Here is a 14,554-nt window from a genome sequence, read left to right as displayed (position 1 = left end):
CCCGGCTGACACGTGCTGTCGGTGGCGCTCGCGTCGGTATGACCGGCCCCCGCGCGCAGCGCGCACGTGACCGGTCGCACACCCATTTTATCGCGGATCCGCCGCGGGCGTGCCATCGGCCCGGTCGGCGCCCTCCCAGCGGGCCAGCTCGTCCTCCAGCTCGGCGATGCGCCCCTCGTCCTCCGCGAGAGCCTCGCGCAGGCGCGCGAGCACGGCGTCCACCTGATCCCGCTGGTATCCGGGGACGGTCGTGGCCAGCCGCACGCGGTCGACGTCGGCGGCACGCGGACGGGGCGGCAGCAGGACGGGGTGCACCGGCGCCCGCCCCGCCGGGTCGCCCGGGGCGGGGGCCACGCGGCCGACGGCCGCGGCCGCCAGGGCGGCGACGGCGACGACGAGGACGAGGACGGCGGCGATCCAGATGGGAGTGGTCACGCGCGGGGCTCCCCGCACGTGGCGCGGATGCGGTCCACGGCCTCCTGGGCGGTGTCCACGACGCAGAGCAGGTCGACGTCCTCCGGGGAGATCATCCCGCGGGCGGCGAGGGTGCCGCGGATCCAGTCCACGAGCGGTCCCCAGAAGTCCCGGCCCACGAGCACCACGGGGAAGCGGGTGACGGTACCGGTCTGTACGAGGGTGAGCGCCTCGAACAGCTCGTCCAGCGTGCCGAACCCCCCGGGCAGCACCACGAACCCCTGGGCGTAGCGCAGGAACATGACCTTGCGCGCGAAGAAGTAGCGGAAGTCGACCCCGATGCCGACGTAGGGGTTCAGCCCCGTCTCGAACGGCAGCTCGATCCCCAGGCCCACCGAGACGCCGTCGGCCTCGTGCGCGCCGCGGTTGCCGGCCTCCATGGCGCCGGGGCCGCCGCCGGTGATCACGGCGTAGCCCGCCGCCACGAGGAGGCGGCCGAGCTCGACGCCGAGGGCGTACTCCTCGGTGCCCTCCCCCGTGCGGGCGGAGCCGAAGACGGAGACGGCGGGACCGAGGTCGGCGAGGGTGCCGAACCCCTCCACGAACTCGGACTGGATGCGCAGCACGCGCCACGCGTCGGACGTGGAGGAGGTGGAGGGCACCCGGGCCTGCCCGGCGGGCGCCTCGCGCGCGTCCAGCAGGAGCTGGTCGAAGGTCGGAGCCGTGGCGGCGGGGCCCGTGAGGACCTGCCCGCCGCGGTGCACGCGGCGGCGGTCCGCGCCGGCGTGGCCGGCGGTGGAGGCGGGGGCGGCGGAGTCGTCGGTGGCCATGCCGCCAGCCTAGGCGAGCCGCCCGAGATCATGCCCGCGCGGTCCGTCACCGGCAAGCACGGCGGACCCCGCCTGCGGTAGGCTCCCCGCCATGACGCAGACCACACCCCCCGGTGAGGCGGGCCACACCGGCTCGACCGCCGCCCCGGCCGGCGCCGACGCGCTCATCCGCCTCGAGCACGTGAACAAGCACTTCGGCGAGTTCCACGCGCTCAAGGACATCGACCTGGCGATCCCCCGCGGGCAGGTCGCGATCGTGCTGGGCCCCTCCGGCTCGGGCAAGTCCACGCTGTGCCGGACCATCAACCGGCTCGAGACCATCGACGACGACGGCGGGCGCATCCTCATCCACGGTGAGCCGCTGCCCGCCGAGGGCCGCGAGCTGGCGCGGCTGCGCGCCGAGGTGGGCATGGTCTTCCAGTCGTTCAACCTCTTCGCGCACAAGTCGATCCTCGAGAACGTCACGCTCGGCCCCATCCGCGTCAAGGGCAAGCCCAAGGCGGAGGCCGAGCGTCATGCCATGGAGCTGCTCGAGCGCGTGGGCGTAGCCCACCAGGCCACGAAGATGCCCGCCCAGCTCTCCGGCGGCCAGCAGCAGCGCGTCGCGATCGCCCGCGCGCTGGCCATGGAGCCGCAGGCCCTGCTGTTCGACGAGCCCACCTCGGCGCTGGACCCGGAGATGGTCCAGGAGGTGCTCGACGTCATGGTGGGCCTCGCCAAGGAGGGCATGACCATGGTCGTCGTCACGCACGAGATGGGCTTCGCCCGCAAGGCCGGCGACCGTGTCATCTTCATGGCCGACGGCGAGGTCCTCGAGGACACCGACCCGGAGTCCTTCTTCACGAACCCCCGGCACGAGCGCGCCCAGGACTTCCTGGGCAAGATCCTCGTCCACTGACGTCCCCGACCCCCGCGGTCCACCGCACCCCACCCCACCCCCGTCCTCAGGAGCACCCCATGATCCGCAGCAAGTTCCTCTCCGTGACCGCCGTGGCCGCCGCCGCGGCGCTGTCCCTCTCCGCCTGCTCGCCGTCCTCCTCCGGGGGCTCGGGCGAGTCCTCCGCCGCGGCCGGCTCCTCCGGCAGCGCCCAGGCCGGCGGCGGGGACACCCTGCGCATCGGCATCAAGTACGACCAGCCGGGCCTCGGCTTCCGCCAGGGGGACGCCCAGCCCACCGGCTTCGACACCGACGTCGCCCGCTACGTCGCCGACAAGATGGGCGTGTCCGAGGACAGGATCACCTGGGTCCAGACCCCCTCCGCCAACCGGGAGAACGCCCTGGAGAACGGCGAGGTGGACATGATCTTCGCCACCTACTCCATCACCGACGCCCGCAAGGAGCGCGTGGGCTTCGCGGGCCCGTACTTCGTGGCCGGTCAGGACCTCCTGGTCCGCGCGGACGACACCTCGATCACCGGCCCCGAGTCCCTCAACGGCAAGAACCTGTGCTCGGTCACCGGCTCCACCTCCGCCCAGAAGATCAAGGACCAGTTCGCCTCCGGCGTGAACCTCGTGGAGCAGGGCGGCTACGCCGAGTGCGTGACCTACCTCGAGTCCGGCCAGGTCGACGCCGTCACCACGGACGACATCATCCTCGCCGGCCTCGCTGCGACGGACGCCAATCAGGGCAAGTTCAAGGTGGTGGGCAACACGTTCACCACCGAGCGCTACGGCGTCGGCATCCCGAAGGGCTCCGACACGTGCGAGGAGATCAACGACGCGATCTCCGAGATGAAGGAGTCCGGCGAGTGGGAGAAGGCCCTCCAGGCCAACACCGAGGGCACCGGCTACGAGTACAGCGAGGAGCTGAACTCCGGCGACGACGCCGAGCTCGAGTCCTGCTCCTGACCCGTCCCCCGTCCCGCCGGCGGCGGCGGCCCCGCACGGGGTCGCCGCCGCCGCGGCGGTGACGGCACATCCCACCGACCATCGGAAGCGACATGGAATCCCTGTCCACCCTGCTCGAGCAGTACGGCTCCCAGGTGCCCCAGGCGTTCTGGATGAACATCCGTCTGGCCGTCCTGGCCACGATCGGCTCGTTCGTCCTGGGCGTGCTGCTGGCCCTGTGCCGCATCTCCCCCGTGGCGTCCCTGCGGGCCCTCGGCGCCGGCTACGTCCACGTGGTGCGCAACACGCCGCTCACCATCCTCATGCTCCTGGGCGTGCTCGCCGTGTGGGGCCAGCTCAAGGTCACCTTCGCGCCCGACTTCCAGCTCAACTTCTTCATCTACGCCGTGATCGCGCTGTCGCTGTACCACGCCGCGTTCATGTGCGAGGCGGTCCGCTCCGGCGTCAACACGGTGCCCCTCGGCCAGGCGGAGGCCGCCCGCGCGATCGGCCTGGGCTTCCTGCCGGCCGCGCGGCTCGTCATCCTCCCGCAGGCCCTGCGCGGGGCCATCACCCCCTTGGGGAACACGGTCATCGCGCTGACCAAGAACACCACCGTGGCGGCCGCCGCCTCCGTGGCCGAGGCCTCCGGCCTCATGAAGACCATGATCGAGTTCCGCCCCGACGTCATGGTGGCGATCTTCCTGACCTTCGCGATCGGCTTCTGCCTGATCGTCATCCCGATCGGCCTGCTGACCACGTGGGCCTCCGAGAAGTGGGCGGTGGCCCGATGAGCGCATCCGTCCTGTTCGACGCCCCGGGCCCCGCCGCCCGGCGGCGCATCCTGATCGCCAACGTCGTGGCCGCCGTCGTCGTGCTGGCCGGGGCGGCCCTCGTGCTCCTGCGCCTCCAGGAGCGGGGCCAGCTCGAGCCGCGCCGGTGGACCGCCGCGCTGGACGCCTCCGCGTGGTCGGACTACTACCTGCCCGGCCTGCAGTTCACCCTCCAGTCCGCGGGCATCGCCGTGGTGACCTCCGTGGTGTTCGGCCTCGTGTTCGGGTTCCTGCGGCTCGCGCCGCTGGCGCCGGTCCGAGCCGTGGCGGGCGTGATCGTGGAGTTCCTCCGCGCCGTGCCCGTGCTCATCATGATGGTGTTCTTCTACCAGGCGTTCGCCCTGGTCGCCCGCAGCGGGGCCATCAACGCGGCCGACAGCCCGTACTACGCCGTGATCGTGGCCCTGACGCTCTACAACGGCGCGGTCATCGCAGAGCTGGTGCGCTCCGGCGTCCGGTCCCTGCCCAAGGGCCAGCGCGAGGCGGCCGCGGCCGTCGGCATGACGCCGAATCAGTCGCTGCGCCTCGTGGAGGTGCCCCAGGCCCTCGTGGCGATGCTCCCCTCGCTGCTGAGCCAGTTCGTGGTGATCCTGAAGGACTCCGCGCTGGGCTACCTGATCGGGTTCTTCGAGCTCCTGCAGTACGCGCGCCAGCTCGGCGCCGGCCAGGGCAACATCCTGCAGACCCTCGTGGTGGCCGCCGTCATCTTCATCGTCATCAACATGATCCTGACGTTCGTGGCCACGCGGCTCTCCCGCCGCCTGTCCTCCCGGACGGCGGGCCGCACGAAGCCGGCGGCTGGACCCTCCGCGGTGGCCGTGGGGCGCAAGGCCGCGGCCTGACCCTCCCCGCACACGTCAGAGCCCGCCGTCCCCGGAGTCCGGGGACGGCGGGCTTTCGCCGTCCGGTCAGCCCAGCAGCCAGACCCGCAGGGCGTCCCGGCAGGCCTCGACGGCGGCGCGCGTGACGTGCTCGTCGTCGGTGTGCGCCAGCAGCGCGTCCCCCGGGCCGAAGTTCACCGCGGGGACGCCGAGAGCGGAGAACCGCGCCACATCCGTCCAGCCGTACTTGGGCTGGGGCTCCCCGCCCACCGCCGCCACGAAGCCCGCGGCCTCCGGGCGGTCCAGGCCCGGCCGCGCGGCGGCGGAGGCGTCGGTGACCTCCACCTGCGAGTCCCAGTCCACCCCGGCGGAGGCGAAGACCTCGCGCACGTGGGCGTGGGCCTCCTCGAGCGTCTTGTCCGGGGCGAACCGGTAGTTGACGTCCACGGCGGCCGCGTCGGGGATGACGTTGCCGGCCACGCCCCCGGACACGCGGATCGCGTTCAGGCCCTCGCGGTAGTCCAGACCCTCGACCGTCACCGTGGCCGGCTCGTAGCGGGACAGGACCGTCAGGAGCCCGCCGAGCTTGTGGATCGCGTTGTCGCCGCGCCACGCGCGGCCGGAGTGGGCGGCGACCCCGGAGAACGTCACCCGGTAGCGGCATGTGCCGTTGCACCCGCCCTCGACGACGCCGTCCGTGGGCTCGAGCAGGACCGCGAAGTCCGCCTCGAGCAGCTCGGGGGCCTCCCGCGCCACGCGTCCCAGGCCCGACTTCTCCGACTCGACCTCCTCGTGGTCGTAGAACACCCACGTGACGTCGTGCGCCGGGCGCGGGCCGGCGTCGTGCCCGAAGAGCCCCGCGAGGGCCAGCTGGACGGCCACGCCGGACTTCATGTCCACGGCGCCGCGGCCGTACAGCACATCCCCGTCCCACATGCTGGGGACGGTGCCGCGTGAGCCGGGCACGGTGGGCAGCGGGACGGTGTCCAGGTGCCCGGCCAGCACGACGCGCGAGGCCAGACCCAGGTCCGTGCGGGCCACCACGGCGTCCCCGAAACGGCGGACCGTCAGCCGGTCCAGCGGGGTCAGGGCCGCCTCCACGGCATCGGTGAGCGGACCCTCCTCGTCCGAGACGGAGCGGATGTCCAGCAGGAGCGCCGTCAACGCGGCGACGTCGAGCTCCGGGTCGGCGAGGTCGGGCAGGGCGGGGGCGACGGCGTCGGTCATGGCGTCCATCCTACGGACGCGGCCTGCGCGCCCCGGGGCTCCGGGGACGGCGTCGGTAGGCTGACGTGCATGACCGAGACCTCTCAGACCACCAGCACCCGCCTCGTCTCCGGCCACGGCCTGGCCACCCGCGCCGCCGACGGCGCCGTCCTGGACGTGTGGTTCCCGGCGCCCGCGGCCGGTCCCCTGGCCACCGCGGACGCGTCCCTCGCCGAGACCCTGCGCGGCCTCGCCGCCGACGACGCCGACCGCGGCACCTCCCAGGAGGTCGTCGAGGTCGAGGCCGATCTCGACGCCGCCCCCGCCTCCGCCGAGGACGCCTGGCTGCGCCTGCACGCCCTGTCCCACCGCCTGGTCCGCCCGAACGAGCTCAACCTGGACGGCGTCTTCGGCCTGCTCACCAACGTGGTGTGGACCAACGTCGGCCCCTGCGCCGTCGCCGGCTTCGAGCTGACCCGCGCGAAGCTGCGCGCCCGCGGCACCGTGAACGTGTACGGGATCGACAAGTTCCCGCGCATGACCGACTACGTCGTGCCCTCGGGCGTGCGCATCGGCGACGCCGACCGCGTGCGCCTCGGCGCCCACCTGGCCGAGGGCACCACGGTGATGCACGAGGGGTTCGTGAACTTCAACGCCGGCACGCTGGGCCACTCGATGATCGAGGGGCGCATCTCCGCGGGCGTGGTGGTGGGCGACGGCTCCGACCTCGGCGGGGGCGTGTCCATCATGGGCACCCTCTCCGGCGGCGGGAAGCAGCGGGTGGAGATCGGCGAGCACGTGCTGCTCGGGGCGAACTCCGGCGTCGGCATCTCGATCGGCGACGACTCCGTGGTGGAGGCCGGCCTCTACGTGACCGCCGGCACCCTGGTGACCGTGGTCCGCCCGGGCGAGGACTCCCGCACCGTGAAGGCCGTGGAGCTCTCCGGCGTGCCGAACCTGCTGTTCCGCCGCAACTCGGCCACCGGCGCGGTGGAGGCCCTCCCCCGCGGCGGCCGCACCGTGGAGCTGAACGCCGCGCTGCACGCGAACTGACGTCCCCGCCCCCCGTCCCGCGGAGGCACCGCCGTGCCCGTCGCGGGCGCGTCGTGGTGAGGACACACCGTCTCCGCCCCCCTGGCGGGCCCGTAGAGGGTGTGTCCTCACCAGTCGGCGCGGAGCAGGGCCGCGCGCCCACCGATCTGCGCGCCGGCGTCGGACCCTCCGGACACGACGACGCCCCCGCACCCTCCGGACGGAGGGACGGGGGCGTCGTGTGCCCCGCGCGCGGATCAGCGCTGCGGGAACTCGCGCAGGTCCTGGCCCACGTAGATCTGGCGCGGGCGGCCGATCTTCGTGGCGGGGTCCTCGATCATCTCGCGCCACTGGGCGATCCAGCCGGGCAGACGACCCAGCGCGAAGAGGACGGTGAACATCTTCTCCGGGAAGTCCATGGCCTTGTAGATCACGCCGGTGTAGAAGTCCACGTTCGGGTAGAGCTTGCGCTCCACGAAGTAGTCGTCCGCGAGGGCCTTCTCCTCGAGACGCTGGGCGATCTCGAGCAGCTCGTCGTTGCCGCCGAGCTTCTCCAGGATGTCCGCGGCGGTCTTCTTGATGATCTTGGCGCGCGGGTCGTAGTTCTTGTACACCCGGTGGCCGAAGCCCATCAGCTTGACGCCGTCCTCCTTGTTCTTCACCTTCTCCATGAAGTCCTCGGGCTTCATGCCCTCGGCCTGGATCCGGCGGAGCATGTTCAGGACGGCCTCGTTGGCGCCGCCGTGCAGCGGGCCGTACAGGGCGTTGATGCCGGCGGAGACCGAGGCGAACATGTTGGCGTGGGCCGAGCCCACGAGGCGCACCGTGGAGGTGGAGCAGTTCTGCTCGTGGTCCGCGTGCAGCATGAGCAGCAGGTCCAGGGCCTTGGCCATGGTCGGGTCGATCTCGTAGTCCTCGGCGGGGACGCCGAAGCACAGCCGCATGAAGTTCTCGACGTAGTTCAGGTCGTTCTTCGGGTACATGAAGGGCTGGCCCAGGGACTTCTTGAAGGCATAGGACGCCAGCACCGGCAGCTTCGCCATCAGGCGCACGGTGGAGATGTGCACCTGCTCCTCGTCGAACGGGTCCAACGAGTCCGGGTAGAAGGTGGACAGCGCGGACACGGAGGAGGACAGCACCGGCATGGGGTGCGCATCCCGCGGGAAGCCGTTGAAGAACGACTTGATGTCCTCATGGACCATGTTGTGGCGCAGGATGTTCGTCTCCCACGCCTCCGACTGCTGGGCGTCCGGCAGCTCGCCGTTGATCAGCAGGTAGGCCACGTCCATGAAGGTGGAGTGCTCGGCCAGGTCCTCGATCGCGTAGCCGCGGTAGCGCAGGATGCCCTGGTCGCCGTCGATGAAGGTGATGGCGGACTTGGCGTTGGCCGTGTTCATGAACCCCGGGTCATAGGTGACCTTGCCGGTCTCCTTGAGCAGCGGGGCGATGCTGATGCCGTCGTTGCCGGCCACGGCGCGCTCGACGCCGAGGTCCAGGGTCTGATCGCCGACGGTCAGCCGGGCGGACTCGTTCTCGGTCACGGTGTCTCCCTCGTCTTCCTGTGGTGGTGGGTCCGGGCGGGACCGGCGGATGGCGGAGCCCGCGCTCGGGAGCGACTGCGGCCCACGCTACCAAGTCACGCCCGGCGGGGCGGCATGGTGGGGGCGGTGCGACGACGCCTCAGTCGGTCCGGGGGCCGCGCTCGCGCAGGCGCCGGGCCGCCGCCGCGACCGCCTCGTCGGAGGCGGTCAGTGCGACGCGCACGTAGCCGTGCCCCGCCTCGCCGTAGAACACGCCGGGACCGGCGACGATCCCGAGGTCCGCCAGCTCGCCCAGCAGGTCCCAGGAGTCCTGCTCCGTGGCGGCGGCCGGGTCGAGGTCCGCGCGGCGCGTCCACAGGTAGAGGCCGGCCTCGGAGTGGTCGACGGCGCACCCCGCCTCCCGCAGGGCCGGCAGCAGGGCCTCGCGACGGGCGCGGTAGAGCGCCTTCTGCGCGACCACGTGCTCGTCGTCGGCCAGGGCCACGACCATGGCGTGCTGCACGGGTGCCGGGACGATCATGCCGGCGTGCTTGCGCGTGTTGACCAGCGCGGCCACGAGCTCCGGGTCCCCCGCGGCGAACGCCGCGCGGTAGCCGGCCAGGTTGGACTGCTTGGAGAGCGAGTAGACGCTCAGCAGCCCCGTGTGATCGCCCCCCGAGACCTCCGGTGCGAGGATGCACGGGATCGTGCGCCCCTCCCAGTCGTCCCAGCCGAGCTCGGCGTAGCACTCGTCGCCGCACACCACGGCGCCGAGCGCGCGGGCGTCGTCCACGATCGCCTTCAGGGCGGGCGTGTCCAGGACGGCGCCGGTCGGGTTCGCCGGGGAGTTGGTCCACACGAGGCGCACGCGGGCCCGGACGTCCTCGTCCAGATCGGCGAGGGTGTCCGCGGCCACGGCCTCGGCCCCGGCGATCCGGGCGCCGATCGCGTAGGTGGGGTACGCGGTGGCGGGGAACACCACGACGTCGCCCGGCCCCAGCCCCAGCAGCGTGGGCAGCCACGCGATGAACTCCTTCGAGCCCACCGTGGGGATGACGGCCCGCGGATCCAGGCCGGCCACCCCGCGACGCCGGGCGAACCAGTCCGCCACCGCGCGGCGCAGCGCGTCGGTGCCGTGCGTCGTCGGGTAGCCGTGGGCGTCCGCGGCGGAGGTGAGCGCGTCGCGGATCAGCGCGGGCGTGGGGTCCACCGGGGTGCCGATGGACAGGTCCACCGTGCCCTCGGGGTGCGCCGCGGCGCGCTCCCGGTACGGGGTGAGCGTGTCCCAGGGGTAGTCCGGCAGCGTCAGCATGCGCCTCAGGCGCCCTCGCCCTGCGGCGGCAGCGCCGAGATCAGCGGGTGGTCCTTCGCGATCTGCCCCAGCTTGGCGGCGCCGCCCGGGGAGCCGAGGTCGTCGAAGAACTCGACGTTCGCCTTGTAGTAGTCGGCCCACTCCTCCGGGACGTCGTCCTCGTAGTAGATGGCCTCCACCGGGCACACGGGCTCGCACGCGCCGCAGTCCACGCACTCGTCCGGGTGGATGTACAGGGAGCGCTCGCCCTCGTAGATGCAGTCCACGGGGCACTCGTCGATGCACGCCTTGTCCTTGACGTCCACACACGGCAACGCGATCACATAGGTCACGGCTGACCATCCACCTCTCTGACGGGCACGGGATTCGGGGTTCCTCCCAGGGTACTCGCTCCGCCCCCGCCGCCCGGGGCGGGACGCGGACGACGACGCCGCGCGCCGAGCACCAGCAGGACGACCCCGAGCACGGGCAGGCCCACGACCCAGCCGACCGAGGCGAGCAGCGCCGTCGGCATGGCCTGCGCGACCTGGGCGGTCCACGGCAGGCCGAGCCGGTCGGTGGCCGGCAGCCGGTACAGGGCCAGGACCACGGTGAACGCGCCGATCGCGACGGCGCCGCCGGCCGGTACGGGGTGCGCGCCGGAGGCGGCCGCGACGCGCATCCACCACCGCTGGGTGGAGCCCGCCAGCAGGAGGGCGAGCGCGAGGCCCCACGGCACGGCCGCGCCGGCCACCGGGGCGAGGTTCAGGTGCGTCACGGTGCCGAGGGCCCCGACGAGGGCGCCGAGGATGAGTCCGGGCAGCACGCCGCGGCCGCGGCGGGGTGCCGTCGGGGGCGTGGATGCCGCGACGGCGGCGCCGTCCCCCGCGGAGGGGGCGGGCGCCGCCGTCGTGGCGTGCCGGGGACGGACCGGCTCAGGCCCGCGCGCGGGCACGGGCAGCCTTGAGGCGCTCGTTGGCGTCCAGCACGACCTTGCGGATGCGGATGTCCTCCGGGGTGATCTCCACGCACTCGTCCTCGCGGGCGAACTCGAGGGACTCCTCGAGGGTCAGCACGCGCGGCGGGGTCAGGCCCTCGAACGAGTCGGAGGAGGCCGCACGCATGTTGGTGAGCTTCTTCTCCTTGGTGATGTTCACGTCCATGTCGTCCGCGCGGGAGTTCTCGCCGACGATCATGCCCTCGTACACCTCGGAGCCGGGCTGGATGAAGAACGAGCCGCGCTCCTGCAGGTTGATCATGGCGAACGGCGTGGCGGTGCCCGCACGGTCCGCCACGAGGGAGCCGTTCGTGCGGTACTCGATCTCGCCCGTCCACGGCTCGTAGCCGGCCGCGTAGGAGGCCGCGATGCCCGCGCCGCGCGTGTCCGTGAGGAAGCGGGTGCGGAAGCCGATCAGGCCGCGGGCCGGGACCAGGAAGTCCATGCGGATCCAGCCGGTGCCGTGGTTGGACATCTCCTGCATGCGCCCCTTGCGGGAGGCCATGAGCTGCGTGACCGCGCCCATGAACTCCTCGGGGATGTCGATGGTCATCATCTCCATCGGCTCGTGCAGCTTGCCGTCGATCGTCTTGGTGACCACCTGCGGCTTGCCCACGGTCAGCTCGAAGCCCTCGCGGCGCATCTGCTCCACGAGGATGGCCAGCGCCAGCTCGCCGCGGCCCTGCACCTCCCACGCGTCCGGGCGCTCGGTGGGGAGCACCTTGAGGGACACGTTGCCGATCAGCTCCTTGTCCAGGCGGTCCTTCACCTGGCGGGCGGTGACCTTGGCGCCCTTGACGCGGCCGGCCAGCGGGGACGTGTTGATGCCCACGGTCATGGAGATGGCGGGGTCGTCCACCGTGATCAGCGGCAGCGGCCTGGGGTTCTCCAGGTCGGTGAGGGTCTCGCCGATCATGATGTCCTCGATGCCGGCGACGGCGACGATCTCACCCGGCCCCGCCTCCTCGGCGGGCACGCGCTCGAGGCCCTTGGTGGCGAGCAGCTCGGTGATCTTCACGGTCTTCAGCTCGCCGTCCTGGCGGGCCCAGGCCACCTGCTGGCCCTTCTTGAGGGTGCCGTTGAAGATGCGCAGCAGGGCCAGACGGCCCAGGAACGGGGAGGCGTCCAGGTTGGTGACGTGGGCCTGGAGGACCTCGGACTCGTCGTAGCGCGGGGCGGGGACGCGGTCCATGATGACCTGGAACAGCGGCTCCAGGTCCTCGGAGTCCGGCAGGCCGCCGTCGGCGGGCTGGGTCAGGGAGGCGCGGCCGGCCTTGCCGGAGGCGTACACCACGGGCACGTCCAGCACGGAGTCCAGGTCCAGGTCCTCGATCTCCTCGGCCAGGTCCGAGGCCAGGCCCAGGAGCAGGTCCATGGAGTCGGAGACGACGCCGTCGATGCGCGCGTCCGGGCGGTCGGTCTTGTTGACCACGAGCACCACGGGCAGCTTGGCGGCCAGCGCCTTGCGCAGGACGAAGCGGGTCTGCGGCAGCGGCCCCTCGGAGGCGTCCACGAGGAGGACGACGCCGTCCACCATGGACAGGCCGCGCTCCACCTCGCCGCCGAAGTCGGCGTGCCCGGGCGTGTCGATCACGTTGATGGTCACGGTCTCGCCCTCGGGGGCGGAGGGTCCCGAGTAGAAGACCGTGGTGTTCTTGGCCAGGATCGTGATGCCCTTCTCCTTCTCCAGGTCCCCGGAGTCCATGACGCGCTCGGCGACGTCCCCGTGGGTCGAGAAGGCGCCGGTCTGCCGGAGCATGGCGTCCACCAGGGTGGTCTTGCCGTGGTCCACGTGGGCCACGATGGCCACGTTGCGCAGGTCGGAGCGGCGGGTGTCGGTCGAGGTCATGGAGGTCCTGTCCGGTTCGGGGAGGGGTGCGGGCACGGCACGACGGCGGCCCCGGACGATCATACGCGCCGGGGCCGCCGTCGGGATGCGGGGTGCGGGGCCGTCAGTAGGCGGCCTCGCCGAGCGAGGCGAGGAACTCGCGACGCTCCTGACGGCGCTCGGCCTGCAGATCCGGGTCCGGCACGGGAGCCGCGGCCAGGAGCCGGCGGGTGTACTCCTCCCGGGGATGGTGGAGCACCTCCCCGGTCGGTCCCTGCTCCACCTGACGGCCGTCCTTGAGGACGAGCACCTTGTGCGCCAGCATGTCCACCACCGCGAGGTCGTGGGACACGAAGAGGCACGCGAACTCATAGCGCTGCTGGAGCTCGGCGAACATGTCGAGCACGGCGGCCTGCACGGACACGTCGAGCGCCGAGGTGGGCTCGTCGGCGATCAGGACCTCCGGGTCGAGGGTCAGCGCACGCGCGATGGACACGCGCTGACGCTGGCCGCCGGAGAGCTCGTGCGGGTAGCGGTTGACCACCGAGCGCGGCAGCTTCACCGCGTCCAGCAGCTCCTCGGCGCGGGCCAGGCGGGACCGCCGGTCCCCCACGCCGTGCACGACCATCGGCTCGGTGATGACGTCGCCGATGGGGAAGCGCGGGTCGAGGGAGGCCGCCGGGTCCTGGAAGACCACGCCCACCCTCTTGCGCATCGCCCGCTGGTCCGCCCCGCGCATCGTGGCGAGGTCGTCGCCGTAGATGCGCAGCGCGCCGGAGGCCACCGGGAGCAGACCGAGGACGCACTTGGCGATCGTGGACTTGCCCGAGCCGGACTCGCCCACAAGGCCCAGGATCTCGCCCGGGGCCACCGAGAAGCTCACGTCGTGCACCACACGGTTGCGCTTGCCGCGGTGGTTGTACTCGATGCAGAGGTCCTCGGCCTCGATCGCGTACTTCGCCGTGGTCTGCGTGGCCGTCACGGGCGTCGGCTCGGCGACCTCCTTGACCGCGCCCAGGCGGGGCACGGCCGCCAGCAGCTTCTGCGTGTAGGGGTGCTGCGGGTGCTGCAGCACCTGGTGCACCGGTCCGGTCTCCACCATCTCGCCGTGGAGCATGACGCACACGCGGTCCGCCATGTCCGCCACCACTCCCATGTTGTGCGTGATGAGCAGGATGCCCGTGTTCATCTTGTTCTTCAGGGAGCGGAGCAGCTCGAGGATCTCGGCCTGGACCGTGACGTCGAGCGCCGTGGTGGGCTCGTCCGCGATGATCACCTTGGGCGAGCAGCTGATGGCCATGGCGATCACGATGCGCTGGCGCTGGCCGCCCGAGAACTGGTGCGGGTACTGCTTGAGGCGGCTCGCGGCGTCGGGGATGCCCACCATGGTGAGCAGCTCGACGGCGCGCTTCTCCGCCTCGGTGCCGTAGGCGAGGCCGTGGACCTGGAGCGCCTCGGTGAGCTGGTCGCCCACCGTCAGCACCGGGTTCAGCGCCGTCATCGGCTCCTGGAACACCATGGCGACGTCGTCGCCGCGGATTCCGCGCAGCTGGCCCGGGGTCATGGTGAGCACCTCGCGGCCGGCGAGCTTCACCGAACCGGTGATGTCCGCCGTGGGGGGCAGCAGGCCCATGGCCGTGGAGCTGGTGACCGACTTGCCCGAGCCGGACTCGCCCACCAGGGCGACGACCTCGCCGGGCTTGACGTCGAACGTGACTCCCTTGACCGCATGCACCGAGCCGAACTCGGTGGCAAAGCGCACGTCCACGTCCCGGAAGGACAGGATCGGATCGCCGCCGAGGTCGTCGTGGCGCTGGACCACGCCGATCGCGCTGGTGGCCGGCCCCGTCACCGGGTGCGGCGCGGTGACCGGGCCCGGCACGAGGCCGCCCTGCTCCGCCGCGGGGGTGGAGGCGGCGTGGCTGCCGGCGTTGTTCTCGACCATGTCACGGTCC

At 72.3% G+C, this 14,554-nt stretch carries 14 protein-coding genes; 5 read left to right on the top strand and 9 right to left on the bottom strand.

Annotated features, from left to right (window positions below):
• Nucleotides 1–87 precede the first annotated feature (87 nt).
• Complete coding sequence (locus tag BJ976_RS03385) at nt 88–435, bottom strand: DivIVA domain-containing protein (protein WP_135029654.1); 348 nt, start codon at nt 433–435, stop codon at nt 88–90.
• The gene (locus BJ976_RS03380) at nt 432–1,244 is read right to left on the bottom strand and encodes an LOG family protein (RefSeq protein WP_135029656.1); all 813 of its coding nucleotides are present in this window, start codon (nt 1,242–1,244) and stop codon (nt 432–434) included. The genes BJ976_RS03385 and BJ976_RS03380 overlap by 4 nt, the downstream gene beginning before the upstream one ends.
• Nucleotides 1,245–1,335: 91 nt before the next feature.
• Here BJ976_RS03380 and BJ976_RS03375 point away from each other — a divergent pair, with 91 nt between their 5' ends.
• The 4 genes from BJ976_RS03375 to BJ976_RS03360 all read left to right on the top strand — a co-directional run bounded on the left by BJ976_RS03375 (nt 1,336) and on the right by BJ976_RS03360 (nt 4,746).
• Nucleotides 1,336–2,142 (top strand): amino acid ABC transporter ATP-binding protein, encoded by an 807-nt coding sequence (locus tag BJ976_RS03375; protein ID WP_135029658.1) that lies wholly within the window; start codon nt 1,336–1,338, stop codon nt 2,140–2,142.
• Between the two features lie 59 nt (nt 2,143–2,201).
• Nucleotides 2,202–3,092, top strand: coding sequence for a glutamate ABC transporter substrate-binding protein (locus BJ976_RS03370; RefSeq protein ID WP_167736934.1), 891 nt, complete (start codon nt 2,202–2,204; stop codon nt 3,090–3,092).
• Between the two features lie 92 nt (nt 3,093–3,184).
• Nucleotides 3,185–3,865, top strand: coding sequence for an amino acid ABC transporter permease (locus BJ976_RS03365; protein ID WP_135029660.1), 681 nt, complete (start codon nt 3,185–3,187; stop codon nt 3,863–3,865).
• Nucleotides 3,862–4,746, top strand: coding sequence for an amino acid ABC transporter permease (locus BJ976_RS03360; protein ID WP_135029662.1), 885 nt, complete (start codon nt 3,862–3,864; stop codon nt 4,744–4,746). The genes BJ976_RS03365 and BJ976_RS03360 overlap by 4 nt, the downstream gene beginning before the upstream one ends.
• A gap of 66 nt (nt 4,747–4,812) precedes the next feature.
• On the opposite strand, the gene dapE is transcribed toward BJ976_RS03360, so the two are convergent.
• Complete coding sequence (gene dapE / locus BJ976_RS03355) at nt 4,813–5,952, bottom strand: succinyl-diaminopimelate desuccinylase (protein WP_135029664.1); 1,140 nt, start codon at nt 5,950–5,952, stop codon at nt 4,813–4,815.
• Nucleotides 5,953–6,021: 69 nt separating this feature from the next.
• On the opposite strand from dapE, the gene dapD reads away from it, so the two are divergent.
• Nucleotides 6,022–6,984 (top strand): 2,3,4,5-tetrahydropyridine-2,6-dicarboxylate N-succinyltransferase, encoded by a 963-nt coding sequence (dapD, locus tag BJ976_RS03350; protein ID WP_135029666.1) that lies wholly within the window; start codon nt 6,022–6,024, stop codon nt 6,982–6,984.
• Nucleotides 6,985–7,220: 236 nt separating this feature from the next.
• Here dapD and BJ976_RS03345 read toward each other — a convergent pair whose 3' ends face one another.
• The 6 genes from BJ976_RS03345 to BJ976_RS03320 form a co-directional block, all read right to left on the bottom strand.
• Entirely contained in the window at nt 7,221–8,504 is a 1,284-nt protein-coding gene (locus BJ976_RS03345) for a citrate synthase (RefSeq protein ID WP_135029668.1), read from the bottom strand.
• 139 nt (nt 8,505–8,643) lie between these two features.
• Nucleotides 8,644–9,795, bottom strand: coding sequence for a succinyldiaminopimelate transaminase (dapC, locus tag BJ976_RS03340; RefSeq protein ID WP_135029670.1), 1,152 nt, complete (start codon nt 9,793–9,795; stop codon nt 8,644–8,646).
• Nucleotides 9,796–9,800: 5 nt separating this feature from the next.
• On the bottom strand, nt 9,801–10,127 hold the full coding sequence (fdxA, locus tag BJ976_RS03335; protein ID WP_135029672.1) for a ferredoxin: 327 nt from the start codon (nt 10,125–10,127) through the stop codon (nt 9,801–9,803).
• Nucleotides 10,124–10,729 (bottom strand): hypothetical protein, encoded by a 606-nt coding sequence (locus BJ976_RS03330; protein ID WP_135029674.1) that lies wholly within the window; start codon nt 10,727–10,729, stop codon nt 10,124–10,126. The genes fdxA and BJ976_RS03330 overlap by 4 nt, the downstream gene beginning before the upstream one ends.
• On the bottom strand, nt 10,710–12,620 hold the full coding sequence (gene typA / locus BJ976_RS03325) for a translational GTPase TypA (protein WP_135029676.1): 1,911 nt from the start codon (nt 12,618–12,620) through the stop codon (nt 10,710–10,712). The genes BJ976_RS03330 and typA overlap by 20 nt, the downstream gene beginning before the upstream one ends.
• A 103-nt stretch (nt 12,621–12,723) precedes the next feature.
• A complete protein-coding gene (locus BJ976_RS03320) occupies nt 12,724–14,544 on the bottom strand; it encodes an ABC transporter ATP-binding protein (RefSeq protein WP_135029708.1) in 1,821 nt (606 codons plus the stop codon).
• Nucleotides 14,545–14,554: the final 10 nt, after the last annotated feature.

Origin of the sequence: Micrococcus flavus, assembly GCF_014204815.1 — a bacterium.
Lineage (GTDB): Bacteria > Actinomycetota > Actinomycetes > Actinomycetales > Micrococcaceae > Micrococcus > Micrococcus flavus.
Note: the sequence above shows the minus strand (reverse complement) of the source record. Positions and strands in the feature narration are given on the sequence as shown.